The organism is Halovalidus salilacus, from assembly GCF_031852275.1.
Taxonomy (GTDB): domain Archaea; phylum Halobacteriota; class Halobacteria; order Halobacteriales; family Natrialbaceae; genus Halovalidus; species Halovalidus salilacus.
The window spans coordinates 410,857-435,735 of the sequence record NZ_CP134700.1 but is presented as its reverse complement, the minus strand read 5'-3'; the positions used below and the strand labels follow the sequence as shown (position 1 = coordinate 435,735).

General features: G+C 69.4%; 21 protein-coding genes and 1 pseudogene. 9 read left to right on the top strand and 13 right to left on the bottom strand.

From position 1 onward, the window contains the following. Positions 1-87: 87 nt before the first annotated feature. The gene (locus RJT68_RS02190) at positions 88-741 is read right to left on the bottom strand and encodes an amphi-Trp domain-containing protein (RefSeq protein ID WP_407038747.1); all 654 of its coding nucleotides are present in this window, start codon (positions 739-741) and stop codon (positions 88-90) included. 159 nt (positions 742-900) lie between these two features. Here RJT68_RS02190 and RJT68_RS02185 point away from each other — a divergent pair, with 159 nt between their 5' ends. Beyond that, complete coding sequence (locus RJT68_RS02185) at positions 901-1,818, top strand: HNH endonuclease (protein WP_407038746.1); 918 nt, start codon at positions 901-903, stop codon at positions 1,816-1,818. Between the two features lie 37 nt (positions 1,819-1,855). Here the strand turns inward: RJT68_RS02185 and RJT68_RS02180 are convergent, their stop codons facing one another. The 4 genes from RJT68_RS02180 to RJT68_RS02165 form a co-directional block, all read right to left on the bottom strand. Then, positions 1,856-2,632, bottom strand: a complete 777-nt coding sequence (locus RJT68_RS02180; protein ID WP_407038745.1) for a nucleoside phosphorylase — start codon at positions 2,630-2,632, stop codon at positions 1,856-1,858. A gap of 120 nt (positions 2,633-2,752) precedes the next feature. Continuing rightward, complete coding sequence (locus tag RJT68_RS02175) at positions 2,753-3,016, bottom strand: HalOD1 output domain-containing protein (RefSeq protein WP_407038744.1); 264 nt, start codon at positions 3,014-3,016, stop codon at positions 2,753-2,755. Positions 3,017-3,219: 203 nt separating this feature from the next. Continuing rightward, on the bottom strand, positions 3,220-4,122 hold the full coding sequence (locus RJT68_RS02170; protein ID WP_407038743.1) for a carbohydrate kinase family protein: 903 nt from the start codon (positions 4,120-4,122) through the stop codon (positions 3,220-3,222). A 157-nt stretch (positions 4,123-4,279) separates the two neighbouring features. After that, positions 4,280-5,107 carry a DUF63 family protein gene (locus RJT68_RS02165; protein ID WP_407038742.1) on the bottom strand — a complete coding sequence of 276 codons (828 nt, stop codon included), beginning with the start codon at positions 5,105-5,107 and terminating at the stop codon, positions 4,280-4,282. Between the two features lie 498 nt (positions 5,108-5,605). Between RJT68_RS02165 and deoC the strand changes: the two genes are divergently transcribed. Next, the gene (deoC, locus tag RJT68_RS02160) at positions 5,606-6,265 is read left to right on the top strand and encodes a deoxyribose-phosphate aldolase (protein WP_407038741.1); all 660 of its coding nucleotides are present in this window, start codon (positions 5,606-5,608) and stop codon (positions 6,263-6,265) included. Between the two features lie 174 nt (positions 6,266-6,439). On the opposite strand, the gene RJT68_RS02155 is transcribed toward deoC, so the two are convergent. From RJT68_RS02155 to RJT68_RS02140, 4 genes are all read right to left on the bottom strand, one after another. After that, a complete protein-coding gene (locus RJT68_RS02155) occupies positions 6,440-6,958 on the bottom strand; it encodes a hypothetical protein (protein WP_407038740.1) in 519 nt (172 codons plus the stop codon). A gap of 22 nt (positions 6,959-6,980) precedes the next feature. After that, positions 6,981-7,193 carry a hypothetical protein gene (locus RJT68_RS02150; protein WP_407038739.1) on the bottom strand — a complete coding sequence of 71 codons (213 nt, stop codon included), beginning with the start codon at positions 7,191-7,193 and terminating at the stop codon, positions 6,981-6,983. 164 nt (positions 7,194-7,357) lie between these two features. Beyond that, positions 7,358-8,173, bottom strand: coding sequence for a helix-turn-helix transcriptional regulator (locus RJT68_RS02145; RefSeq protein ID WP_407038738.1), 816 nt, complete (start codon positions 8,171-8,173; stop codon positions 7,358-7,360). Between the two features lie 85 nt (positions 8,174-8,258). After that, on the bottom strand, positions 8,259-9,437 hold the full coding sequence (locus RJT68_RS02140; RefSeq protein ID WP_407038737.1) for an NAD-binding protein: 1,179 nt from the start codon (positions 9,435-9,437) through the stop codon (positions 8,259-8,261). A gap of 134 nt (positions 9,438-9,571) precedes the next feature. Between RJT68_RS02140 and RJT68_RS02135 the strand changes: the two genes are divergently transcribed. From RJT68_RS02135 to RJT68_RS02120, 4 genes and pseudogenes are all read left to right on the top strand, one after another. Next, complete coding sequence (locus RJT68_RS02135; protein ID WP_407038736.1) at positions 9,572-11,020, top strand: potassium transporter TrkA; 1,449 nt, start codon at positions 9,572-9,574, stop codon at positions 11,018-11,020. Between the two features lie 27 nt (positions 11,021-11,047). Next, positions 11,048-12,206: pseudogene (locus RJT68_RS02130) on the top strand (potassium transporter TrkA). Positions 12,207-12,679: 473 nt separating this feature from the next. Further along, positions 12,680-13,948: a Glu-tRNA(Gln) amidotransferase subunit GatD gene (gene gatD / locus RJT68_RS02125; RefSeq protein ID WP_407038735.1), complete on the top strand. Its 1,269-nt coding sequence runs from the start codon at positions 12,680-12,682 to the stop codon at positions 13,946-13,948. A gap of 198 nt (positions 13,949-14,146) precedes the next feature. Then, positions 14,147-17,764: a cbb3-type cytochrome c oxidase subunit I gene (locus RJT68_RS02120; protein WP_407038734.1), complete on the top strand. Its 3,618-nt coding sequence runs from the start codon at positions 14,147-14,149 to the stop codon at positions 17,762-17,764. Positions 17,765-17,986: 222 nt separating this feature from the next. On the opposite strand, the gene RJT68_RS02115 is transcribed toward RJT68_RS02120, so the two are convergent. Further along, positions 17,987-18,301, bottom strand: a complete 315-nt coding sequence (locus RJT68_RS02115; protein ID WP_407038733.1) for a hypothetical protein — start codon at positions 18,299-18,301, stop codon at positions 17,987-17,989. Between the two features lie 149 nt (positions 18,302-18,450). Here RJT68_RS02115 and RJT68_RS02110 point away from each other — a divergent pair, with 149 nt between their 5' ends. Together RJT68_RS02110 and RJT68_RS02105 are read left to right on the top strand one after the other, a co-directional pair. Next, entirely contained in the window at positions 18,451-19,476 is a 1,026-nt protein-coding gene (locus RJT68_RS02110; protein WP_407038732.1) for a GNAT family N-acetyltransferase, read from the top strand. Positions 19,477-19,841: 365 nt separating this feature from the next. Beyond that, positions 19,842-20,915 carry a zinc-dependent alcohol dehydrogenase family protein gene (locus tag RJT68_RS02105; RefSeq protein ID WP_407038731.1) on the top strand — a complete coding sequence of 358 codons (1,074 nt, stop codon included), beginning with the start codon at positions 19,842-19,844 and terminating at the stop codon, positions 20,913-20,915. A gap of 64 nt (positions 20,916-20,979) precedes the next feature. Here the strand turns inward: RJT68_RS02105 and RJT68_RS02100 are convergent, their stop codons facing one another. Next, positions 20,980-21,264: a ubiquitin-like small modifier protein 1 gene (locus tag RJT68_RS02100; RefSeq protein WP_407038730.1), complete on the bottom strand. Its 285-nt coding sequence runs from the start codon at positions 21,262-21,264 to the stop codon at positions 20,980-20,982. An 871-nt stretch (positions 21,265-22,135) separates the two neighbouring features. On the opposite strand from RJT68_RS02100, the gene RJT68_RS02095 reads away from it, so the two are divergent. Further along, positions 22,136-22,786 (top strand): DUF456 domain-containing protein, encoded by a 651-nt coding sequence (locus RJT68_RS02095; protein WP_407038729.1) that lies wholly within the window; start codon positions 22,136-22,138, stop codon positions 22,784-22,786. Between the two features lie 25 nt (positions 22,787-22,811). On the opposite strand, the gene RJT68_RS02090 is transcribed toward RJT68_RS02095, so the two are convergent. Together RJT68_RS02090 and RJT68_RS02085 are read right to left on the bottom strand one after the other, a co-directional pair. After that, positions 22,812-23,471 carry an ArsR/SmtB family transcription factor gene (locus tag RJT68_RS02090; protein ID WP_407038728.1) on the bottom strand — a complete coding sequence of 220 codons (660 nt, stop codon included), beginning with the start codon at positions 23,469-23,471 and terminating at the stop codon, positions 22,812-22,814. 109 nt (positions 23,472-23,580) lie between these two features. After that, positions 23,581-24,492 (bottom strand): hypothetical protein, encoded by a 912-nt coding sequence (locus RJT68_RS02085; RefSeq protein WP_407038727.1) that lies wholly within the window; start codon positions 24,490-24,492, stop codon positions 23,581-23,583. Positions 24,493-24,879: the final 387 nt, after the last annotated feature.

The following is a 24,879-nucleotide window of genomic DNA, read 5'->3' as shown; positions in this document are numbered from 1 at the left end:
AGTAGAAAATGGGCCACCCGGCGATCGCAAGGTAGCGGAATCAGACGGTCGACTCCGACGGCCACACCGCCGATTGAGGACCGCCGGTCACTCCTCCGGTTCGAGTCGTTCGATCCGCGCGCCGGGGGCGTTTCGCATCACGCCGCGGACCGCGCGCTCGGCGTTCGACCGCGAGGCGTACCCCTCTCCGCTATCGGCGATGACGTTCCCGTTCCAGTGGACGAGCCGCCACCGCCACTCTCCCGCGCGATCGCGGTAGACTTCGAAGCGGCTGGTTCGACCCGAGTCGGCCTCCGAGGTCGCGGGGACCGGCTCGTCCGCCTCCGTCGGGTCGGACCCCTCCGAGGCCTCTCGCCTCGACGACCGTGCGATCGCCTCCACGGGCATCGTCGCCATTCCAGGGTCGGTGGTCGCCTCCTCGGCCGACCGGCCTCGCTGGCTCCCGTCCTGACTCACTTCGTCCTCCTCCTCGTCGGATTTCACTCGGATGCTCGAGCGGTCCCCGCCGTCCTCCCACTCGAGTTCGATCTCAAGCCCGGCGGTCGGCGTCGGCGAATCCTCGTCGCGATCGGCCTCGAGTTCGACGGTGACGCGGTCGGGAACGTCGATCGAGAGCGTCTCTTCGCCGGTCCGAAGCCGGAGCGTCCGCCCCCGCTCAAACGCGTCGGCGCACTCGGCGAACAGGTCCGCGAGGTCGGTGCGATCCGCCGCGTACGCACGGTCGTAGGAATCGTCTGCCATGTGAGACCCTACGACGCCCCCGTTTGTAGTACGCTCGCACGCGGAGTTCGTCGTGGGACCCACCACGGGGGACCGTGACGCGACGGAATCGGCGGAGAATCCGTCCTGACAGTCACGGTAGCCGGAGCGTTTTTGACGTCACGTCGTCTCACTTCGCGCGTGACATCCCCCAGGCGCCACCCCGACCGAGCGGGCGTATTCGAACGAGACGAGCACGCGTGTCGACGGTGCGGTGCGACGGACGACGCGGCGGACCTCCGCGTCCACCCCGTCGGAACCGCGGTTCCCGAGCGCGACGACGTCGACCACGCGGGCGACGACGTGGCGGTCCACGAGAGCGCGCTCGTGACCGTCTGTGCGAGCTGTCTCGCGACCCTCCGGGCGGGTCCGGACGCGAGCGGACCGCGATCGATCGCGGACGACGAGCTGTTCTCCTCGATCCGCGCGACGACGCAGCGCCAGGGGGCGGCGATCTCCGATGTCGCCTCCCTCGCGACGGTCGCGACCGCGCTTCCGGGCGCCCTCGAGTCCGCGGCGGACGGTTCGTCGACCGCCGGTGACGGGGACGAGGCCGCCGACGCCGTCGCCGCGTTCGTCGACGCCCGACGCGAGGTCGCCCTCGCCCTCGAGGGCGTCGACGCCCGACTCGCCCGACTCGAGGGGGCGGAACCCGAGGTTTCCGACGGGGACGAGTCGGGTGGCGGCGACGAGGAGGTCGACGTCGGACCGCACCTCGCGGCGTTCCTCGAGACGGCGACCGCGCTGCAGGCGGACCTCCGCGCGGTCGTCGAACTCACGGAGACGGTCGCGAACGGAGTCGGACTGTGTCACGGCTGCGGCGAGGCGTTCGAGTCGAGTTCGGCCGACCGATGTTCGGTCTGCGGTCTCGAACGGGTCGGGCCCGCGTGGCCTCGGGACGCCGGGGGAGCGGACGCCGACGGTCGCCACGGCACGTTCGAGTCGCTGTGCACGACGATCAACGCGCGCCTCACGGGGACCGCCGACCGAACCGAGGAACTGACCGAGCGGACGACGGCGCTCGCCGAGGGACTCGTCGCGCGCGGCGCGTTCGCGTAACCGGAATACGCGGGATCGAAAACCGAAACGGAGCCGTTCAGAGGGTCGTCGCGGCCTCGAGCGCGATGTCGATGGCGCGGCCGACGTTGTTCTTCGCCTTCTCCGGCAGTTCGTCGTCCTCGGTGTTCGTCCCCTTCTGGGTGCCCTTCACGAGGTTGCCGTCGACGGTGCAGATCGCGCCCGCGCGAAGGCCCTTCCGGCGGGCGAGCGAGAAGACGGCCGCGGCCTCCATCTCGACCGAGAGCATGCCGGCGGCCTCCCAGTCGTCGACCGCGTCGTCGGTTTCGGCGTAGTAGGCGTCGTCGGAGGCGATCGGGCCGACGTGAACGCGGCTCACGACGTCGCCGTTCGCCCTCTTCGCGGCCTGTCCGGCCGCGCACTCATCGTTCGCTTCGGCGGCGTCCACCAGCGCGGAGAGGACGCGGTAGTCGGGCACCGCCGGGAACTCGGCGGCCTCGTAGCGCTTCGTCGTCCCCTCGTTCTTGGCGGCGCCGGTGGCGACGATCATGTCGCCGATCTCGATCTCCGCCTGGAGGGCGCCGGTCGTCCCGACCCGGACGAACGTCTCGACGCCGACGTTGGCCAGCTCCTCGATGGCGATGGCCGCGGAGGGACAGCCGATGCCGGTCGAGCAGATCGTCAGGTCGCGCCCCCCGTAGGTGGCGTTGACCACCTTGTACTCGCGGTTTTCCGCGACCGTCTCGGCGTCTTCGCAGTGACTCGCGATGCGGTCGACTCGACCCGGATCCCCGGGGATGAGCGCGAGATCGGACAGTTGCCCCTCGTCGACCAGCAGGTGCGGTTGGGTTGCCATACTCCCGGATTCCGACGTGTGCGTGAAAAAACGTTCCGTCGCGGCCGCGCCGACCGCCGACCGGTCGAAGCCGGCGCCTCGAGGAACGGATAACGGAGACGGGCGTCCGTCGAATCGAACTCAGCGAGTCGCGTACCCGGTGGATTCCACCGTAACGCGATCGTCGTCGACAGACACCGTCGCCCCCTGAACGTCGAATCGCACCTCGCCGCTCGCCCGCGACCGACCGTCGTACGTGTCGGCGAACAGCGCGTCGAGCGCCTCGGGGTCGACGTGCTCGTACAGCACGAACGATCCCCCCAGGACGTCCTCGTTGTGATACTCTGCGAGCGCAGCGGCGACCGCGACGCTCGGTGGTTCGTCGTCGTTTCGTTCGTATCGCACGCGTGTTTCTCGCGCCCGAGAAGCGAACTCGCTGGTCCTTCCTTCCTTCATGTCTCTCCGTCACGTTCCGTGACGTTATGCGAGTAGCCAACGGGGCCGAGTATATAGCTACCGTCAGACGACATTTGATGAGAACGAACACCGTCCCGTGTCGTACTTTGACGAGAACGAGCACCCGTCGCGTGTCGTACGCGTACGCGGACTCACCGGCCGGCCGCGTCGAACGCGGCGTCGAGGAAGTCGGTGACGTCTTCGGCGGTCGGCCCGCTCCGCGCCCCCGCCCGACGGGCCGCGAGCGCGCCGCAGGCGTTCGCGTACTCGAGCGCGCGCTCGACGTCGTCGGCGCGGAGGACGGTGGCGACGAAGCCGGCGGCGAACGCGTCCCCGGCGCCGGTCGTATCGACCGCATCGACCTCGAAGCCGGGGTGCCCGTACGACCCCGTCGGCGTGTGGACGACCGCACCCTCCCCGCCGCGCTTGACGACGACGGTCCGATCGCGGAGGTCGGTGCCGGCGTACTCGCCCCCGTCCGCCAGCACCGTTTCGATCTCCCGGTCGGTCGCGAAGACGACGTCGGCGAGCGCGATCGTCTCGCCGTAATCGCGCTCGTCGAAGCGACGGCCCGGATCGAAGCTGACGGTCGCGCCGGCGTCGACGGCGATCGCCGCGAGTTCGGCGGCGGCGTCGGGGTGCTGGCTCGTCAGGTGGAGGTGGTCGGCGCGGCGGACGAGCGACGGATCGACGTCGCCCGGACCGACGGCCTCGTTGACACCGTCGTCGCCGAGAACGGCGACCTCGCCCCCGTCGTCGACGAGCAGGTACTTCGTCGCCGTCGTCGCCCCCTCGACCACCCGGAGGCCCTCGAGGGAGACCCCCGCGGCCTCGAGTTCGGCCCGGGCGCGGCGGCCGCGTTCGTCGTCGCCGACGCTACCGATCAGGACGGCGTCGATGTCGAGGGAGGCGAGCGCCGCCGCGACGTTGGCCGCGCTGCCGCCGCCGCCCTCGGTCCGGGAGCGGATCGTCGATTCGCCGTCCGGTTCCGGGAGGGCGTCGACGCGGAGGGTGACGTCCCAGTTGACGTGGCCCGCAGTACACACCGTGAGCATTCGGATACCGGCACAACGACGGGCGGGGCCAAAACGATAGCGAGTGAGGCCGTCGCACCGGCGCCGACCGCGAGGGTCGGGAGAGTCGATCCTCGCGGACAGCGGGGGTCGACGATGAGAACGGGCGAACCGAACGGGTGGGAACCGTCGGGCCCCCTCAGAACGGCGCGGCCGTAAAGAGGAGCACGTTGTGGACGCCGGGACCGAGGCCGACGGCCGCGAGCAGGGCGAGGACGGTGCGCCCGCGACGGGGCTCTTCGCGGACGTACTCCTCGAAGAGGCCGACGATGACGAGCGCGAGCGCGACCTTCACGAGGACGAACAGCCAGCCGGCGCCGATGAGGTCCGCAGTTGGAAGGGACTCGCCGAACTCGAGGATCGCGAGCGAGACCGGGACGTCCTCGCCGGCGCCGATGACGTCGTAGCCGATGGCGGTCGAGACGCCGTCGAGGGTGTGGCCGAAGACGACGAGCGCGCCGGTCGCGCCCGTGACGGCCGCGACCTCGGTGAACCAGAGGCTGAGCGCGAGCCAGGCGAGGGCGGCGACGACGCCGGAGATGACGACGGCGATGACGGGCCAGAACGGCTGGAAGGTGCCGCGCTGCCAGCTCGCGTAGAGGGTGAAGACGACGAAGCAGACGGCGAACACGGTGCCGACGATCCCGACGAACCGGGAGATCGACGGCTGGAGGCCCGCGGCGTAGAGGAAGATCCCGAGCAGCCAGACGCCCCCCGCGACGATCGCCGTGGTCACGTAGACCGTCGGCGAGGTGAACAACACGGCGATCGTCGACGGAACCGCCTCCACCTGGTAGAGCACGTAAAACGTCGACCCGAGCACCATCCAGGGGACGAACGCGAGCACCGTCCGGTCGGTCACCGGCGGTTCGAGGACGACCAGCATCACGGAGACGCCCGCCAGCGCCACGAGCAGCGGAACCAGCACGTAGTACGGCGGGAGCGAGAACGTCTCGGGTAATACCATATGCAGAGATAGGTACAGACCAACGACTAACAAGTTCCGGTTGATGTCGGTTCCTCGAGTGAACGTAATCGGCCCTGCGGAGACCTTCGTGGGTACCACGCTGCCAGTAGCGTGGATCTCTACTGAACCGCCAAACACTACGAAAGCCCCTGGCGCGCTCGCCCGTTCTGATCTCGCTGTGCTCCTCGCTCCTCCCGTCGCTGCGGTGCTTGCGTCGTCAGAACGGGCGAGCGCACCAGCCCCTTTCATTCCCACCCGTGTCGGCTGCCCGGACTGCCACTGCGGGTGGGAATGAAAGGGGCTGGTGGCGTCCGGGAAGACGGGCGCAGCTAGCACGCGACCGAAGGGAGCGCGCGCAGCAAGCCCTTCGACCGGACGCCTCCAGGGGCTTTCGTGGTGTTCTCACCCGTCTCGTCGCTAGATGGTTCTCGCCGTACTCCGGACACCGCTCGTCGCGCAATCCGTACGAATTTTGCCCGACGGGCGCGTGGGCCCGCCATGGACCGCAGCGAACTCGCCCCGCTGATCGATCACACCGTCCTCGGCCCCGAGACGACGTGGGCGGACGCCCGAACCGCGCTCGAGGAGGCGGCCGAGCACGGGATGAACGCCTGCATTCCGCCGTGTTACGTCGAGGAGGCGACCGAGTTCCTCGAGGAACGCGACGCTAACGGGGACGTCACGCTCGCCACGGTGGTCGGTTTCCCCCACGGGCAGAACGCGTCCGACGTCAAGCGCCGCGAGGGCGTCCTCGCGTGGAAGGCCGGCGCCGACGAACTCGACGTCGTGATCAACGTCGGCCGGCTGAAAGCGGGCGCGGACGACGCCGTCGCCGCCGAACTCGAGGAACTCGTCGCGGCCGTCCCGATTCCGGTGAAGGTGATCCTCGAGACGGCGCTGCTGACCGACGAGGAGAAGCGCCGAGCCTGCGAGGCGGCCGTCGCCGCCGACGCCGCGATGGTGAAGACCGCGACCGGCTTTTCGGACGGGGGTGCGACCGTCGGGGACGTCGAACTGATGAGCGAGTACCTCCCCGTCAAGGCCAGCGGCGGCGTGGGGAGCTACGAGGAGGCGATGGCGATGGTCGACGCCGGCGCGGAGCGAATCGGCGCCTCGAGCGGGGTCGAGATCCTCGAGGGAGCGCCGGAGTCGGCGTAACGTTGCATCGAGTCCGCGTGCTCCGAATCCGCGTGCTCCGGATCCGCGTACCGTTCCCCGAGTCCGCGTTTCGATACGCGGGCGCGGCAATCGTCCACTGCGATCTCGGTCGGTAGCGGCCGTCCCGGTTCGATCCACGACCGGGACCGGGGACCGCGAACGCGAGAAGAGGGGTCACTCCGCCGCGGGAGTCGGGGCGCGCATACTCACGAGGGCCATCACGGCGCCGATCACGAACGCGATCGTCGCGACGTAGATCGGTGCGAGGTGGGTCACCCAGTCGTGGGCGAAGCCGCCGGTGTAGTGCATCGGGAGGGCGATCGCGAGCGCGACGACCGACGCCGCGATGGCGGTCGCCCACGCCCAGACCTGTCCGGTTCGGACGCCGTACCAGGCCAGCGCCGCGACGGCGATGCCGGTCGCGACGATGAACCCGGCGAGGGCGACGTGGAGGTGAGTGATGTAGTAGACCACCTCCGGGTGCGTGCCGGCCAGTTCGCCTCGAGTGACCCCGTCGAGCGCGTGGACGCCGATTTCGAAACCGCTCCCGGTGAGCGCCCTGAGCAGGAAGACGGCGCCGTAGCCGACGAACCCCAGCCCGGCGAGCGCCATCAGGAGCGCTCCGTTCCGCAAGCGGGCGTCGGATTCGATCAGCGCCTCGTGTGATTCCGCGGTCGACCGCTCGGTGGCCATCCGCGTCACCCCTCGAGCCGGGTCATAGTTCCACTTCCCGGACGTGTCGTTCCTCGATCTCGGCCGCGCTGTACTCCTTGCCGTGCTGGTCCGCGACGTGCTGGCGCGTGATCTCAACGAGTCGGTCCCTGTCGTCCGCCTCCGTCCGCATGAGGAAGACGCAGCCCGAGACCTCCGTGTCGCACGCTACTTGCAGCGCTGTCGTCGGTTTCGCCGTTTGCGCGTCGTCTGCCATGATTTTTGTTCACCCCTCGGCGAAGGAAGGTACGAGGACGAGGGTGAAGGAGGCATCCGCTGACGCGCACCCACCGCGTGACCCGTGCGCAGGATGCGACCGGCGGTCACGTCATGAAACCAGCGCCGGAACGGGAGAACGAACGGCGACGGTGAGTCGACAGGTTACTCGGCGAGCGGCCCGAGGGGGAACGACCGCGCCTCCCGCCGATACGTTTCGAACGTCGACTCCGCCCACTCGCGTGCCCTCGGGTCGTCGGTGTCGATCAGCACGCGCACCGTCCCGCTGTCGCGGTGGTAGCCGGAGATGGCGATCCGCTCGTCGAAGACGCAGACCCCGTACGGCGGCAGGTCGTCGTGCACCCAGACGGCGAGGTTCCCGCTCTCGAGGGGTCCGGTGCAGTGGTCCGGGTAGGTCGCGAGAACGTACCGCGCGACCGACGGCGGATCGACGATCTCCGTCCGCATGCCGTCGACGATCCGCCGCGCGAGTTCGTCCTTGCAGGGCTCGAGCAGGGCCAGATCGAAGCCGACGAACCGGAAGCGACTCGATTCCCGGAGGAGCGAGACGAACCGGTTCACCGGCCGGTACGGATCGGCCGCCTCGGCGACCGTCACGACGAGGTCCGACTCGGGATCCACCTCCACGAGGAACCCGCAGGCGTCGGTCGGAAGCCACCGCCAGACGCCCCGAAGGGTTCGCTCGGTGTCGAACCGCTCGAGCAGGTCCCGCATTCCGGCCGCGACGTACGCGCCGAGGGGCGTCGCCTCGTACCGATTCCCGTCCCGTCTGATCCAGTACCGATCCTCGAACTCGCGGAGCAGGCGCCGCACCGTGGACGACGACGCGTCCGTAATCGCGCGGAGATCGGCCCCGCTGCGAGGTCCCTCCGCGAGCGCGTCGAGGGCGACGACGCGCCGTTCGGACCGCGCGAGGAACGCGATGTCGTCGAGCGGCGAATGATTGTCACTCGATAACATACGCTTCGTATGCGTGGCAATAGCATAGTTGTGGCCCCGCACCGCGTCGCGCCCCATCGGTAACTCGGTTGGGATTGGCGGACGATCAGTCGCCCTCGAGGATGCGATCGATCAGCGCCGAATCGTCGCCGCCGAGGGCCGAGCGGACGAGCAGGTGGCCGCCGAGCATCGCGGGGCTGATCACCGAGTTTGCGCCCGCCCGCTCGAGTTTCTGGACGTTCTCTTTGTCGGTCGCGGCGGCGACGATGCGGGTGTCGGGAGCGAGTTGACGGGCGGTGAGGATCGCGAGCGCGTCCTCGGCGTCGTGGTTGGTGGCGACGACGATGGCCGCCGCTCGGTCGACCTTCGCCCGCTTGAGGGGGTCCTCGTCGCTCGGGTTACCGACGACGGTCGGGACGTCGTATTCGGTGAGGGTGTCGATCACGTCGCGGTCGTTCGTGACGACGACGAACGGTTCGTCGATGCTCGCGAGTTCGTCGACGATCGGTTCGGTCAGCTCCCCGTAGCCGAGCACGAGGACGTGCCCCTCGAGGAGTTCGAGTTCTGATTCGGTCATCTTTCCGAGTGTCTTGGTGATTCGCGCCTGAATAGCCGGACCGACGAGCGCCCCGATGGCGATACCGAAGCTGGCGACGCCGAGGACGACGACGGACATCGTGAAGAGGACCGCCTGCGGGCTCTCCGGTCCGATGTCGCCGTAGCCGACGGTGCTCGAGGTGATCAGGGTGAAGTAGAACGCGTCGAGGACGTCCGAGATGCCGTCGAACTCCTCGCGGAGGGCGTACGCGCCGATCGTGCCGTACGCCTGCACGCCGACCAGCGCGCCGCCGGCGGCCAGTTGCGTCGTCGTGAGCGAGAGGCGCTTGTCGAACCGCTTTCGGGTGAGCAGGAGGGTCGGGATGGAGACCAGCGAGAGGACCACCAGCGGCACCGAGTACCGGCTCGCCTGCAACAGGCCCTGGATCGCCGTGACTGGCAGAAGGACCACCGTCGCGTACCAGCCGGCGCGCAATCCGCGGCGCAGCGCGAGCGCGCTGGCCACCATCAGGAACCCGGTCAGCGCGCCGGTGAATCCGACGATCCGCTGGACGACCTCCGGAACCTCCCCCGCGAGCGGCCCGCCGACGGTAACCTGGCCGATGTTGAGGATCCCGGTGACCACCGAGAGGAGCGCCACGAGGAGCGCCAGCACGACCGCTGCCCGCGTCGTCACGATCCACCGCCAGTTGTCCGGGACCCGCTCGATTACCCGCCCGTCGACCATACCACCGACTCTACGTCGGGGTCAGTTAAACGTCTCCACTCGAGGCGGCCCCCCTCGAGCGAATCCCGCCGCCGGACGCTTCCTCGCCGGCCGCGGTCGGTACAGGTTTAACGCTCGCATACGACCGCCCCACAATGACGTCGATCCCGGTCGAGACGCTACCGGTCGAGATCCTCCTCGGGCTCTACCTCGGCCTGCTCACCGGCATCGTCCCGGCTTTCGTCTCCGGCTCGCTCGGCTTCGTGGTCCGCTACTTCACGGGCGTCACGCTGCCCGGCTTCGGTGTGGTCGTCCTCGCGCTGTCGATCGCCAGCGTCCAGGGCGGCCTGCTCGGCCTCGTCGAGCCCACCATCACCCAGTCCCCCCGCCTCCTCGTGGCCGTCATGGTCGTCCTCATGCTCGCGCTGTACGCCCACAACCAGGGCGACAAGCTGGGCGCAGAACTCCCCCGGCGGCTCTCCCTGACCAGCCTCCGCCAGCGAACCCTCTCGGCCGACGTCGTCGAACTCGTCGGCTCGATGGGGCGGGTGACGATCCGGCCGACCGGCGAGATCCGCGACGTGGAGGGCTACCCGCCGCTCCCGAGCGACCTGCGGCGAGCGCTCAGAACCGAGTCGTGGCAGCTCCCCGCCGACCTCCCCCTCTCGGAACTCGAGGTCCGACTCGAGGAACGGCTCCGGACCGAGCACGACCTCGCGGACGTGAACGTGACGGTCGACGAGCGCGCCCGGGCGACCATCGCCGCCGCGCCGCCTTCCGGCGGGCTCTCGAAGCGGGTCCCGGAGGGCAAGCGGGCGGTCTCGGTCGCCACGCTCGTCCCGACGGGACTCGCCCGCGGCGACGAGGTCTCGATCCGGACGGGGGCGCGGGAGGTGCGCGGGCGCGTGCTCAGCGCCTCCGGGGCGGCCGACGAGGCCGAACCGGAAGCCGCCGGCGAGCCGATCGACGACCCCGAGGCGGACGCCGTCACGGACGGCGGTCCGGAGGAGGCCGAGGCGACCCAGCCCGCGGCTCCGGCGCGGCCGAAGACGACCTCCGCCGGCGGCGCCGGACGGGTGACCGTCGCCGTCTCGCGGTGGGAGACGAAGGCGCTGCTCGAGGCCGATCACGTCCGGCTCGCGGTCCGCTCGCGCGGCACGAGTCGCGAGTTCGAGGCGCTCTCGCTCGTGAGGCGGGAGGGGTACGACGTTCGACAGCTCGCCGTCGGCCCGAACGCGCCGAGCGAGGTGCTCGAGCGGGTGACGGCGTCACCGGACGACGACCTCGAGCCCGAAGGTGCGTCCACCGCCGACGGCGACGAGCGCGCGTCCGCCGACGAACCCGCACCAGGCGGGGGCGGGTCGGGCGACGCCGCCGCGCTCCAGGCGGACGACGTCGCGACCGATTCGGCGCCGGACGAGGCCGACCTCGCCGTCGAGGTGACCGTCCTCGCCATCCGCAGGCAGGGAAGCGAGACGCGCGGCCGACGCCACGGCTGGGTGTTCCCGCCCGGCATCGAACGCGGGCTCTCGCCGGGCGACGAGGTGTTCGTCGCCGGACCCGAGACGCGACTCGAGGCGTTCGTGGAGGCGGTGGTTCGATGATCGCGGAGGTCGCCCTCCAGACGACGGTTGACCTCCCCGAGACGGACCGGCTTAGTCGACGCCGTCGTTCGGATCGTCGGCTTCGCCATCCTCTCGGGGGGGCACGGCGGCCATCACGGCGAGCGTCTACCGCTGGTACAGCGACGAGGGAATCGCCGACGGGGTGGCGATCCTGGCCGGCGTCACGATCGTCGCGGTCTGGCTCAACACCAAGACGGCCCTGCAGGACGCGATCATCGGCGAGACGGAGCTGCTGAGCCTCGGGGCGGCGATCTACACCGTCTCGGCGTTCGCCGTCAGCGCCATCGCCGCCGACGGGGGGCGGCGCCTGGGCGACCACCTCGCGGCGAACGTCTTCGGCGCCGCCGCGCCGCAGACGATACGCGACGTCACCCAGCTGGTCCGCTCGGCGGGGCGCGTCCACGCCCTCGAGCTGCCCGAGACGATCGAGGACATCGACGAGTACGATCCGGTGGACGAGGCGACGAAGGCCGCGCTCGCGGGCGAGACGCTGCTCTTCTCCCGCCGCCTCTCCCAGGCGGACCTGCGCGAACGCCTGGTCGAGCGCCTCGAGCGGGACTACGGAATCGGACACGTGGACGTCGACCTCTCCGAGAAGGGGACGGTCGAGTACCTGGCGGTGGGCAGCCGCCCGGCCGGAATCGGGCCCACGCTCTCGCCGGGGAGCGTCGCGGTGGCGATTCCCGCCGATCCCGCCCCGGACGCCACGCCGGGCGACGCGGTCCGGATCTGGGCGGTCGACGAGGACGGCTCGAGTCGTCGCGTCGCGTCCGGCGAACTCCGCGGGACCGCCGAGGACGTCGCGACGGTCGCCGTCGACGCGGACGAAGTCCGCGCGCTCGAGCCGGATCGACCCTACCGCCTGGTCACCCTGCCCGGCAGCCCGGACGCGAGCCGCGAGTTCGTCTCGATCCTCCGGGCGGCCGACGAGGCGGTCACCGCGCTCTCGATCGGTTCGAGCGAGTACGCCGCGCTCGAGGGCGAGACCGTCGGCTCGCTCCCCGTCCACGTCCTCGCGATCGAACGCACCGCCCGAGCGAGCGCGGGCGGCGACGACGGCCGGGAGATCGTCGCATTTCCGGACGAAGGCGTGCGACTCGAGGAAGGCGACGTCGCGTACGTGCTCGGCCGACCCGAAGCGTTGCGACGATTATCTGAACGGTAGCTCTTCGAACACGACTACCGAGAGACCGCTAGTTTCACTTCCTCCACGTGATCGATTCGAACGACCACGACGAAAGCCCTCACCGTCCTTTCAATCCGCCGGAAGACGCTTTGTGTCTTCCGGTGGACGAGTGAGCGAGTGTAACGATCGGACGAGTCGGCTGGGGAGGGTGAGGCCGAGGGTGGGACTGAAAGGGGCCGGCCGGGTCGAGGAGCGTGGGGGCTGGTAGCACCGCAGGTGAGCGCAGCGAACCGAGGAGCGCACGCCGCCAGGCGTTGAGCGAACCCGAAGGGTTCGCGATGCTCGGAAGAGCTTCGCTCTTCCGTTGACTCGAGCCGGTTGGGGGCTTTCACAGTGTCCATCGGTTAGGTGGGTAGCCCCCAATTATGCGCCTCTGAATTCGAGCGTGTCGAGTCGGCCGACGCGGCGAAAGCGTGCTTTCAAGTCCGACGCCGCGCAATCGGGGAGCAACGATGAACGCAGACGCAGGCGACCGGGTGCGCGTCGAGCGCGCGGATCGCACGTTCGAGGGGGTGTTGCTCCCCTCCACGACCGACGAACATCTCGTGGTGAAACTCGAGGGCGGCTACAACGTCGGGATCGACCGCGCCGAGGCCGACGTCGAGGTGCTCGAGGCGGACGCCTACGCCGTGGAAGACGCCCAGACCGAGGCGGACGACGAGTCCGACGAGGCGGGGTCGGCGATCGAGTTCGACGAGGACCTGCCGACGATCTCGCTCATCTCGACCGGCGGGACGATCGCCTCGACGGTCGACTACCGGACGGGCGCGGTGACGGCTCAGTTCGACGCCGAGGACGTCCTCCGGGCCGTCCCGGACCTGGCGGGTCGGGCGAACTACCGCGGTCGGGTCGTCGCGAACATCCTTTCGGAGAACATGGAGCCGCCGCTCTGGCAGGATCTGGCCGAGGCTGTGTACGAGGAGATCGAGGCCGGCGCCGACGGCGTCGTCGTCATGCACGGCACCGACACGATGCAGTACTCCGCCTCGGCGCTCGCGTTCATGCTCGAGACGCCCGTTCCGATCGTCTTCACGGGCTCCCAGCGCTCGGCGGACCGGCCCTCCTCCGACAACGTGATGAACGCCGTTGCGGCCGTCGAAGCCGTGAAAAGCGACTGCGCGGAGGTGCTCGTCTGCATGCACGCCTCCGAATCGGACGACGTCTGCGCCCTCCACCGCGGCACCAGGGTCCGGAAGAACCACACTTCCCGCCGGAACGCCTTCGAGACCGTCGGCGCGGAGCCCCTGGGCGAAGTCGACTACGAGACCGAGGACGTCACGTTCCGCCGCGACTACCGCGAGCGCGGCGCGGTCGACCTCGCCATCGAATCGGACCTCGAGGACGACGTCGAGTTGCTCAAGTTCACCCCGGGGATGGACCCCGCGTTCCTCGACGTCGTCGAGGGCTCGGCGGGCCTCGTGATCGAGGGGACCGGCCTCGGGCACGTCCACACCGATCTGATCCCCCGGATCGAGGAGCTGATCGAGGGCGGCACGACGGTCGTGATGACCAGCCAGTGTTTGGAGGGCCGGGTCTGCGACCGCGTCTACGATACGGGTCGGGACCTCCTCGAGGCGGGCGTCATCGAGGGCGAGGACGTGCTTCCCGGGACGGCGAAGGTGAAGCTGATGTGGGCGCTCGCGAACGCCGAGAACGTCGAGGAAGCCGTCCGCACGTCGCTGGCGGGCGAGATCCAGGAGCGGTCGGTCCCCTGGGAGTAGGAGGAGCGGGAGCGGCGACCACGACCGTTCGAATCGCCGTTCACCCCGTTTCGGTTTTTCGTTCGTTTCGGTGTTCTCGAGCGCCGGTTCTGCCGGCGCCGATCGGTGGAATTCTTTTACCGTCCTTGCACTCGACACGTGCACCGTTATCCGTCGCGTGCTGGCCACTAGCGGTGTCGGGTGAACGTGTAACCGAAGATGGGTATATCGAACCTCTTGCCGGAGACGACGTTCGGAGGAACCGATCGTCGACGATCGACCGCATCCGCGACGAACCGCCTCGAGGCGGGCGCCGACGCCGCGTCCGACCTCTCGAGTCGGGTCCGCCGCCTCGCTCGAGAGGGCGACCTCCCGGATCGCGTTCGACGCGCCGCCCGGGACGGCGCCGACGGGGCCCGCACCAGGGCGGACGACGCCGTCGAGCGGGCCGCCGACGCCCTGTGCGAGCGGCTCGCCGGTCGATCGGTCGACGAAGTGCGCGAACGATCACTCGAGGGCCATCGCGGCCGCCGCGCTCAATTCGGGGCCGACCCACGGCCCCGGTCCCACGTCGCACCGTCGGACGGAACCGGCGCCGGCCCGTCGGATTCGGCCGAATCCGACGGCGATCTCGAGCGCGATCCACCCCCGAGCGATCCGATCGACCGGGCCCTCGAGGCCTTCCTGCGTCGCTACGACCTCGACGAGACGCGCCTGGACGAGGCCACGCTGGCCGCGATACGGGACCGAGTGGCGGCCGATCTCGAGGTCGAGGTGGAACTCGCGGACGTCCTCGAGCGCCTCGGGGACGACGACTCGTCGGAGTCGAGCGGTGAGTCGGGACGTTCGAAGGCGTCGACCGCCGACGCCGATCCGGGACGCACGGCCGACGACGCGCTCGCCGAGGTCTGCTCGCAGTTGCGTTCGGACCTCGAGATCGACCCGGATCGATCCCTCCGCGGCGCCGTCGAGGACGTCCTCGAGCGCGACGCCGTGGTCGTCGGGCACGCGGTCGAACGGGTCCTGACCGATGAACTGCCGGACCTCATCCGCGCGTCGGCGCGCGAGGCGGCGCTCGAGAGCCCCGAAGCGCTCGAAACCGTCGAGACACGTCTCGAGGGCGCCACCGACGATGCCAAGCGAGGCACGGCGGACGAGGGTGCAACTGGAGCGATCGACCGCGAGACAGACGACGTCGATCCGTCCGGGGCCATCTCCGGACCCCTCGACGGCTCCGTCCGGGGGGTCGCCGCGTCGGCGGTCGCGGCGACGACGCTGCTCTCGGACGACGCGACGGCCGGCCGTCCCCTCGCGGACGCGCTTCCGCTACTGGCGTCGGCGCTGTTGGGCGACGGCGGCGCGATCGGCGGTACCGGCACCGGTGTCGGCACTGGAGACGGAATTGGCGGGGCCGGCGGAAGCGACGGCCCCAGGTTCCTCCAGGGCGCGCTCCTCGAGGTGGCCGACGTGCTGCTCTTCGAGACGGACGTCGGCGGTGGCGCCCCCGACCTCTCGGCGCTCCGGGCGCGGTCGACCGGCGCGAAGGCGCTCGTGGGGCTGTTCGTGGCGAACCTCGTCGCGATGACGGTCGGGGCCTGGCTCTCCCGCGAGCGGGCGCCGCCGATCCCCGACGAGATGCGGGGGCCGAACGGCGAGACCGTCGTCACGGCCGAGCAGGTGCGGATGGGCAAGAAGGCCTTCCAGGCCAACGGCCTGATGAACCACGGCTCGGTGCTCGGCAACGGCTCGTACTTCGGCGTCGACCTCACCGCGGACGCCCTCGAGCTGAAAGCCGAGTTCATGCGCGACTACTACGCCCGGGAGCGCGGCGGCGAGTCGTTCGATGCGCTCGAGGTGGGCGACCGGGCCGTCGTCGCCGAGCGGGTGGAGCGGGAACTCGACAGCGAGGCCGAACTCGACGAATCGGGCGCCGAGGGGTCGATCGCCGCGTACTCGGCGGCGGAGGTCTACGCTCACCGGCGGATCCGCGACCAGTACGTGGACCGGTACTACGGCGGGTCGCCCGAGCGGGGGATCCCGCAGGGGTACATCGAGTCGCCGGAACAGGCCGAGCGGGTCGCCGACTTCGCGTGCTGGACGGCGTGGATGGCCCACACGAGGCGGCCGGGATCGGATCACTCCTACACGAACGACTGGCCGTACGTACCGGGAACGGGGAACCGCCCGACGGGCCAGGTGGTCGTCTGGAGCACGATCAGCCTCGTGCTGCTGGTCGCCGGCGGCGGCGCGGGCGTCTGGGCCTACAACGCGTTCGAGTTCGCCGAACCGACGACCGAGGTGGTCGACGTGCCCGCGCCCGACGAGGTCTCGATCACGCCCAGCCAGTACGTCGCGGCGTGGTACGTTCCCGTCGCGGGCGCGCTGTTCGTCGCCCAGGCGCTCGTCGGCGCGCTGCTGGCTCACTACTACGTCGAGCGCACCGGCTTCTACGGCATCGGCGAGGCGCTCGGCATCGACGTCGTCGAGCTACTCCCCTTCTCGATCGGCCGGACCTGGCACGTGAACCTCGGCGTCCTCTGGATCACGACGCTCTGGCTCGCGGGCGGGCTGTTCCTGCCAGGGCTGTTCGCCGACCGCGACCCGCCGTGGCAGGCCCAGGGCGCGTCCGTCCTCCTGGGCGCGCTCGTGGTCGCCACGGTCGGCGCCTTCGCCGGCATCTGGCTCGGCGTACAGGGGAAACTCGGCACCCCCGAGGAGGGCGAATTGTGGTGGTGGCTCGGCTCCGAGGGCCTCGAGTACCTCGAGACGGGCCGCGTCTGGAAGCTGTCGCTCCTCGGCGCGCTGGCCGGCTGGACCGGCCTCGTCCTCCGCAGCGTCCGCGGGCTGGACGAACCCCCCACGGGGCTGGGCCACTTCATGACCTACGCGGGCGGCTCGATCGCGCTCATGTTCGGCGCGAGCATGCTCTACACGCCCGAGACCAACATCGCCGTGACGGAGTTCTGGCGCTGGTGGGTCGTCCACATGTGGGTCGAGGGCGTCTTCGAGTTCTTCGTGACCGCCGTCATCTCCGTCGCGCTGGTCTCGATGGAACTGGTCGAGCAATCCGATGCGGAGACGGCCATCCTCTTCGAGGTGTTCACGATCATGGCCGCCGGCATCGTCGGCGTCTCCCACCACTACTGGTGGGTCGGCCTCCCCGACTTCTGGGTGCCGATCGGGACGACGTTCTCGACGCTCGAGTTCGTCCCGCTCGTCTTCCTCCTCTACCGCGGCCTGGGCGAGTACCGCTCGCTGTCGGCCCAGGAGGAAGCGTTCCCCTACGCGCTGCCGCTGCTGTTCATCGTCGGCTCGAGCCTCTGGAACTTCGTCGGCGGCGGCGTACTGGGCTTCTTCGTGAACCTGCCGGTGATCAACTACTACGAGCACGGCACCTACCTCACCGTCGCCCACGCCCACACGGCGACGTTCGGGGCCTTCGGCCTGCTCGCGCTCGGCCTCGGGACGTACGTCATGCGCGTCGTCACGCCCGAGGAAGACTGGGAGCCGCGGTGGTTCGAGGCGGCCTTCTGGCTGACGAACGTCGGTCTCGTGGTGATGACCGTCGCCTCGCTGCTCCCGATCGGCTTCGCGCAACTGCAGACCGCTTACCAGGACGGCTACGCCGCCGCGCGGAGCCTCGAGTTCTACGAGCGCGACGACGTCCAGACCATGCTCTGGGCGCGGACGCTCGGCGACACGCCGATGATCCTCGGCGCGCTCGCGTTCACCGTCGGCGCGGTTCGCCACCTGCTCGCCTCGAGGCGGCGGGTGGCGGCGACGAGCGACGAGGGCGGCGGGTGGCTGTCGGGGGTGAGGGACGTGACGGTGGGGTGATCGCGACCCCGTATCCGGTTGCTGGCGGGTGACCGCCCGCCGTTACCCGGTTCGATGCCGAATCAGCAGCCGATCACCGTTCGATAGTCGTGGACGAGCAATGGGGCCGTTCGTGGAGTCCGACAGAAATCGTTAGTGGAATTCAACAGACGTTCCCCTCCGGTGTAGAGGGATCGACGCACCCCACTTCGATCGGGTTCGCCACTTCTATTTGTAGTGAAACTACTTCGCAGACGGGTTGGCCACCCGTCTCGCGAGCGCTCGAGCGACGGTCCCGACCGCGACGCCCACGGCGACGACGGTCGCCGACTCGAGGACCGGAATCGAGAACTGCGGCGTCAGCAGGAACACGGCGGCGGAGACGAACGCGAGCAGCCACCCGAACGCCGCCGTAACGTGGAGCGCGCCCTCGAGGTAGAACCGTAGCGCCGACGTCCGTCCGTCGACGCGTTCGGCTCGTTCCCGCGCTAACTCGGAGATTCGGTCCCGTCCGAACCCGCTCAGGGGTTCGAGGCGCCCGTCCTTCCCGTGAGACATACTGGCACGACTATCGGTGGGACACATAAGCGTCCCGATCGTTCACGGCGGCGTGAACTCGATCTCCTCGTGCCGGTCGACGAACGGAACCGACGAGGTGCGCTCGACGGAAACTGTTTCGCCGCGGCGGTGCGAGTCTACTCGGTACGATGGGATCCGATCACGACGCCGACCGCTCGAGCGGGTCGCCCTCGACGCCGGACCTCGAGATCCGGCGGGCGACCCACGACGATTACGACGACGTCCGCTCGTTCACCGAGGGCATCTGGACCGACCGGGGCGGGGACTACCTGCCCGACGTCTACCACGACTGGATCGAGGGCGAGGGGGGCGTCGAGGCGGGCGAGACGCCGAAGAAGACGTTCGTGGCCGACCTCGAGGGGACCGTCGTCGGCATCGTCCAGGCCGTGCTGCTCTCCTCGGACGAGGCCTGGCTCCAGGGGATGCGGGTCGACCCCGCCCACCGCCGGAAGGGGGTCAGCTGGCGGCTCAACGAGGCCTGCTTCGAGTGGTGCCGCGAGCGGGAGGCCACGCTGGCCCGGCTGATGGTCTTCTCGTGGAACGCCGCCGGCCTCGGCGTTTCGCGGGCGATCGGCGCCGAGCCGATCACCGAAGTTCGCTGGGTCCACCCGGACCCCGATTCCGACGCCGAGGGGCCCCTGCCGGTCTCGAGCGACCCGACGGCCGCTTGGCGCCACTGGACCCACAGCGAGGCTCGAGACGAGTTACGGGGGTTGGGGCTCGACCTCGAGCAGTCCTGGGCCCTCCGGGAGGTGACGCGGGCGGACCTCGAGCGCCAGGCCGACGAGGCCGCGGTGTTCGCCGTCGAGGGCGACGACGGCCTGTCGGGGATGGCGTATCGGTCGCGGGTGTACGAGCGCTCGAGCGGCGGTGGTGACGACGAGCACGGTGACGATGGCGATGGCCAGGACGATGCGGGGAGCGCCGAACCGACCACGTGGGCCGAGTACGGCGTCGCCGCCTGGGACGACGTCGACGCCGCGCGCTCGCTGTTCGCCGCGATTTCGCGGGACGCCGCCGTGGTGGGGGCCGACGAGACTCGAGTGATGATCCCCGAGACGGTCGGGTACGTGAGCGACGCCTCCTACGCGGGCGTCGAAATCGGCGACGAACCCGCGTTCGTGCTGGGGGTCGACCTCGCCGGGACGCAATAGCGGGCCACGGATCGGCGAAAGCGGGCTTCGTTTCGCCGTACCGGATTCGAATACCTCCGAAAGCACCCCTCCGCTCTCCCCGTTACGGCGGACCGAACGAACCTCCGCGGGTGGGACTGAAAGGGGCTGGCGTTGAGCGAACGCGGAGCGTTCGCGATGCTCGGGAGAGCGTGCCCTCCCGGCGCTCTCGATCCCTCCCGGACGACGTGAGCACCGAACGAAGTGAGGTGCGTAGCGAGTCCCGGAGGGTCGAGAGGGACAGGGGCTTTCGGAGTATTCGTCGCTGAACGGTCAGTCGATCCGTTCTTCAACTCGTACTCGGACGACGCCCGAACGATTAACCGCTCGAGGGCGAATCGAGGCGTATGCGCGCTGCAGTGTTGCGGGAGTACGGCGAACCGCTCGATATCGCCGCGGTCGACCCGCCCGCTCCGGATCCGGACGGCGCCGTCGTCGCGGTCGAGGCCTGCGGGATCTGCCGGAGCGACTGGCACGCCTGGATGGGCCACGGCGAGTGGGCCGACGATCAGGTCCCCCGCGGACAGATCCTGGGCCACGAACCCGCCGGTCGGGTGCTCGAGGTCGGCGATCGAGTCGAGACCCTCGAACCCGGAGACCGGGCGGCGGTCCCGTTCAACCTGGGCGACGGGACCTGCCCCCAGTGTCGGACGGGCCACGGGAACGTCTGCGAGGACGGCGCCGCGCTGGGGTTCGAGCCGAGCGCGCCCGGCGCGTTCGCCGAGCGGGTGCACGTCCCGCGGGCGGATTTCAACGCCGCGCCGTTGCCCGACGGGGTTTCGGCGACCGACGCGGCCGCGCTGGGCTGTCGGTACGTCACCGCCTTCCACGCGCTGGCCCACCGCGCCGAGGTCGACGGCGGCGACTGGGTCGCGGTCCACGGCTGCGGCGGCCTCGGCCTCGCCGCGGTCCAGATCGCCGACGCCCTCGGGGCGAGCGTCGTCGCGGTCGACGTTCGGGAGGGGCCCCTCGAGTTGGCGGCCTCGGTCGGCGCGGACGTGACGATCGACGCGAGCGGTGATCTGGACCCGGGTGACGACGTCCCGGCCGTCATCGAGGCCGTGACCGACGGCGGCGCACACGTCTCCGTCGACGCCCTCGGCCGGGCCGAGACCTGCCGCAACAGCATCGAGTGCCTCGCCATCCGTGGAACGCACGTCCAGGTGGGGCTGACGACCGCCGCGGAGAAGGGCGAGGTCTCCCTGCCGATCGACTCGATGACCCGCTGGGACGTCTCCTTCCTCGGTTCCAGGGGCATGCCGCCCTCCCGGTACGACGAACTCTTGCGGATGATCGAGTCCGGGGCGCTCGAGCCGGGCGCCCTCGTCACGAAGGAAGTGGGACTCGAGGAGGTCTCCGATCGACTCGAGGCGATGACCGAGTACGAGACGCGCGGGATCGAGGTCGTGACGGAGTTTTGACCCCTCTTCAACCTGGAGTGGGTAAACAATTACCCAGTTTCTGATTAGTAGGCACGGTTTTCGCTTACCCGCCGCTGACCGGCGGGAACAGCGCCAGTTCGTCGTCCGCCTCGAGTTCGGTCTCGAGCCCCTCCTCCTCGGTCAGGACGTTCGCGCCGTTTCGCAGGACGTTGATCTGGGAGCGCAACTCGCCGTCGTCGTCGAGTACTCGATCCCGGAGTTCGTCTCGTCCCTCGAGGAGGTGCTCGAGGGCGTCTTCGACGGTGTCCCCGGCCCCGACGTCGACGGTGACGTGCCGGTCGCCCGCGCGCTCGGCGAGGTCGGCGAACAGCTTCCACTGGACGGTCATAGTCGGCGGTATCCCCGCCGGCGCAAAGTACCTACCGCTCTCGTACGTATACTCGACGTCCGTTTGGCTTGGAGTGGAACGTGGAAATCGTCGTGTAACCGTATGAAGGCGACTCGCTGATGACTCGAAGACACCGAAAGCCCCCGGCCGGCCCCTTTCATTTCCACCCACGGCCTCACCCTCCCCATCCGACTCGCTCACTCACTACGTTCGCTCGCTCGCCCACTGGAAGACGGTCCTGCTCGCTCGCTTTGCTCGCTGTGCGGGCTGCGACTTCCAAGCCTTCGCTCGTTACACTCGCGAAGACCTCGCGCAATTTCGGCGCCGCGCCACGAGCCACGTGGCCGGGAGCGCGAGGAGCCACGGACGTGGCGAATCGCGCGACTCGGGGAAAGGCAGGTTCCTTGGCGTTTTCGCGAGCGTGCGAGCGAAGACCTCGCACGAAGTCGACTTCGCGCTCTCGCCGTCACTCGAGCGCTCGCCAGCGCGCGCCTGCTCTCCATGGCCGGGAGCACGGGCCCGCGCCACGGCGCGGGCCGTGCGACCACGGGGGAGGGCAGGCCCCCTGGCGGAATGAAAGGGCGAAGCGCGCGCGGTTCGGAGTGAACGCAGTGAACGAGAACCGCGTCTGGCGAACGGGGAGCGTAGCGACCCGTGAGCCGCCCTCGCGTTCGGTCAGGCGGCCCTATCCGACTGAGCGGGCGCGAGGGTGGTGAGGGCTTTCAGTGTGTTCTTAACCCGCAGATCCACCCGGTAGCCCACCTGCTCAGCGGAGAGGGGGGCCGATACGGCGCCACGTTCGAATCGGTCGAATACTCGAGTTCTTCCGGGTGGGGAAAGGACCATGACGCTCGCCAGCCTGCGTTGACACATGAGCGATCGCTCGGAGGAGGTCACGACGACCCGGGACTCCTCGGACTCTCCGTCGACCGAGGAACTCCTCGAGGAGACCGATCGGCTGCTCTCGGGGACCGAGACGAATGCGGGCGCGTCCGGCGACGCGACGACGGAGTCCGCGGCGGACTCCCCGTCGGAACTCGAGGCCGAGACCGACCCGACGGCGACCGCCACCGACGACGCGGCGTCGTCCGACTCGAGTCGCCTCTCGTTCCTCCCGAGTCTGCCGTCGCTGTCGAGCAGGTCGCGCTCGAGGGGCGGCCGCTCGCTGCAGTCGTTCTTCTCGCCGAAGGCGTTCTTCACGCTGATTCTGGTCTTCGCCGCCGCGCTGTTCGCCGGCGGGATGGCGATTCCCGTCGCGGGCTCGTCGATCGGCCTCTTCGCGGCCGCCTTCGTCCTGGGACTGGTCACGTCGAAACGCCGCTACCTCGAGGTGACGGCCGCGGGAACCGCCGTCGGCGCGGTCGCCGCGGTGCTCAACCACGTGGTCATCACCGTCGCCGGGTCGGGGAGCGCCGTCGTCGCCGTCGGCGCCAGCCTCGGACTGGTCGCGTGTCTCGTCGGGTACTACTTCGGACGGGATTTGAAAACCGGCCTCTCGAAGGATCTCGAGGGGGTCGAGTAGCCGAAAAGGTTCCCGTCAATCCGACTCAACCGCTCGTCGACAGCTCCCAGCCCCGTTCCGTCCGTCGAACGACCCCCTCGTCGGCCATGTGCTCGAGGAGGTCGGCGACGACCTCGCGGGGGGCGTCGATCTCGTTCGCGAGGTCGCCGATCGATTTGGGCTCCGTCCGGATGCTCGCGAGCAGGTCGGCGTAGATGCGGCTCTCGGGCCCGGCGCCCACGACCTCCGAGATGTGGTCGAGCGTGTCACAGAGCCGCCCCTGAACCCACCGCTGGGCCAGCGAGAGTTCGTTTTCGAGTTGCTCGAGTTCCTCGAGCGTGGCGAGCAGGCTGTCGAGTTCCTCGGTCTCGTCGCAGACGACGTCGAGGGAGAGGTGGCGACAGGTCGTGATGTCGAAGCTGTTGTTCGAGGGGTAGGCGCTCTTGCTCGCGAAGCCGTAGGGGGAGACGTTCACCTCGAGGCGGACGTTTCTGGCGATGTGGAAGTACTTTCGCCGCTGATCGTCCACCCGGCTCTCGATCAGGCCGGCGTCCTCGAGCTTCCTGAGGTGTTCGATGACGGCCTTGGGACTCACGCCGAGGTACTCCGAAATTTCGGTGACGTAACACGGTTTCCGGGCTAGCAACCTGAGGATCCGTCTCCGGTTTTCGTTTCCCAGCAGGTCCAACAACGCGGCGGAGTCCATCGCGTGAGGATTAGCGACGGGCGCGGAAAAGCGTGTCTGCTCGACGTGACGAGCGAAAGCCGGTGGATCGACGACGAAACGTGGTGCCTCGCGGGGATCGAAATTCGGTTTACGACGCGCTCTCGGAGTCGTCGTCGGCCGACTTCTCGCCCGAGTCGGCGTCGGAGTTCGAATCGCCGTCCGGGTTCGAGTCGGACGCGGACTGCACCGACGCGCGGGAGTCGTTTTCGCCGCCTCGATCGTCGGAATCACCGCTCGAGGCGTTTCCCGCTCCCGTCTGCCCGCGATCCTTCGACGCGCGTCCGGGAGCCTCCGCGGCCGTGTCGTTCCCGTTCGGGCCGCCCGGAACGCCGACGTCGGTTCGCGGCCCTACGCCGGGAATCGACGACACCGTCCTGGCCACCTCGGGTCGGTTGAGCTCGGACGCGTTCCGGCGAAGTTCGTCTAACCGTTCCGTGTCGACGCCCGCCCGTTCGGCCCGCGACTCGGTTTCGTCGATCGACGACTCGAGCGAGGCGATTCTGACCGACAGGCGCGTCAGTTGCGCCTCGGAGGCGACAGGCGACGCGTTCGAGGTATTGCGTCGTTCCTGCACCGCCTCGTACTGCTCCTCGAGCGACGCGAGTTCGGCCTCGAGGCGTTCGGTTCGGTCGGTGACGACGTCGGCCCGCGATCCGTTATCCGCATTTTCGTACCTGGCCCGGAAGAGACCGGATTCGACCTCGTCGTCGGCAGCAGCGGTGCTCGACTGCATGAACGTAGAGACGTTCGTCTCCGTCGACGGCGCGGATTCCGATTCGTTCTCGGTCGTCTCCGTCCCCGAGGCGGACTCCGACTCGTTCTCGGACGAGCCGTCGTCGGCCACCGACTCGAGATCGGTGTTAGAATCGGCCGCGACGTCGGCTCCGTTCGCCGAGTCGGAACCCGCAGGGCCGTCGAGCGCGCTGCCGGCGATCGGACCGATCGTTAGCCCGACGACGAGCACCCCCAGGAAAAGAACGAGGCTGCGGGTCGTGATCATCGAGAAGTAGGTATCCGCCGACCTCCTAAAAAGCCGGATCTTCGTTCGGACCGTTTACTCCGTCACCTCGATCGTTTAGATCCGTTTTGAGCGTTCAAGCGGCGGGCCACGCCCGTCGTTCGGGGGCCGACGATCACCTCGAGCCGTCCGTGCCGGCTGTCCGTCCCCTCGAACCGGCACGGACTCGAGGCCGTCCGGTGGATGCCCTCGACGACCGGAACCCTCCGGCGACGACGAGACGATACCACGCCGTGGCGACCGTCGACCGACGCCGACGTCATCGACGGCGGTCCCTCGGCTCATTCGGGAGTCGTCGACCGGTCTGAAAGCGCGCCCGCATAAACGATCCGGGCAACTGTTATGTCGCTCCCGACCTTGTGTACGTCT

What these genes read in the sequence shown, in the direction of transcription:
- RJT68_RS02190 (WP_407038747.1), bottom strand. Translation starts at nt 741, where the DNA reads ATGGCAGACGATTCCTACGACCGTGCGTACGCGGCGGATCGCACCGAC.
- RJT68_RS02145 (WP_407038738.1), bottom strand. Translation starts at nt 8,173, where the DNA reads ATGTTATCGAGTGACAATCATTCGCCGCTCGACGACATCGCGTTCCTC.
- RJT68_RS02115 (WP_407038733.1), bottom strand. Translation starts at nt 18,301, where the DNA reads ATGTCTCACGGGAAGGACGGGCGCCTCGAACCCCTGAGCGGGTTCGGA.
- RJT68_RS02180 (WP_407038745.1), bottom strand. Translation starts at nt 2,632, where the DNA reads ATGGCAACCCAACCGCACCTGCTGGTCGACGAGGGGCAACTGTCCGAT.
- RJT68_RS02100 (WP_407038730.1), bottom strand. Translation starts at nt 21,264, where the DNA reads ATGACCGTCCAGTGGAAGCTGTTCGCCGACCTCGCCGAGCGCGCGGGC.
- RJT68_RS02085 (WP_407038727.1), bottom strand. Translation starts at nt 24,492, where the DNA reads ATGATCACGACCCGCAGCCTCGTTCTTTTCCTGGGGGTGCTCGTCGTC.
- RJT68_RS02140 (WP_407038737.1), bottom strand. Translation starts at nt 9,437, where the DNA reads ATGGTCGACGGGCGGGTAATCGAGCGGGTCCCGGACAACTGGCGGTGG.
- RJT68_RS02095 (WP_407038729.1), top strand. Translation starts at nt 22,136, where the DNA reads ATGAGCGATCGCTCGGAGGAGGTCACGACGACCCGGGACTCCTCGGAC.
- RJT68_RS02155 (WP_407038740.1), bottom strand. Translation starts at nt 6,958, where the DNA reads ATGGCCACCGAGCGGTCGACCGCGGAATCACACGAGGCGCTGATCGAA.
- RJT68_RS02150 (WP_407038739.1), bottom strand. Translation starts at nt 7,193, where the DNA reads ATGGCAGACGACGCGCAAACGGCGAAACCGACGACAGCGCTGCAAGTA.
- RJT68_RS02165 (WP_407038742.1), bottom strand. Translation starts at nt 5,107, where the DNA reads ATGGTATTACCCGAGACGTTCTCGCTCCCGCCGTACTACGTGCTGGTT.
- deoC (WP_407038741.1), top strand. Translation starts at nt 5,606, where the DNA reads ATGGACCGCAGCGAACTCGCCCCGCTGATCGATCACACCGTCCTCGGC.
- RJT68_RS02090 (WP_407038728.1), bottom strand. Translation starts at nt 23,471, where the DNA reads ATGGACTCCGCCGCGTTGTTGGACCTGCTGGGAAACGAAAACCGGAGA.
- RJT68_RS02120 (WP_407038734.1), top strand. Translation starts at nt 14,147, where the DNA reads ATGGGTATATCGAACCTCTTGCCGGAGACGACGTTCGGAGGAACCGAT.
- gatD (WP_407038735.1), top strand. Translation starts at nt 12,680, where the DNA reads ATGAACGCAGACGCAGGCGACCGGGTGCGCGTCGAGCGCGCGGATCGC.
- RJT68_RS02170 (WP_407038743.1), bottom strand. Translation starts at nt 4,122, where the DNA reads ATGCTCACGGTGTGTACTGCGGGCCACGTCAACTGGGACGTCACCCTC.
- RJT68_RS02105 (WP_407038731.1), top strand. Translation starts at nt 19,842, where the DNA reads ATGCGCGCTGCAGTGTTGCGGGAGTACGGCGAACCGCTCGATATCGCC.
- RJT68_RS02135 (WP_407038736.1), top strand. Translation starts at nt 9,572, where the DNA reads ATGACGTCGATCCCGGTCGAGACGCTACCGGTCGAGATCCTCCTCGGG.
- RJT68_RS02110 (WP_407038732.1), top strand. Translation starts at nt 18,451, where the DNA reads ATGGGATCCGATCACGACGCCGACCGCTCGAGCGGGTCGCCCTCGACG.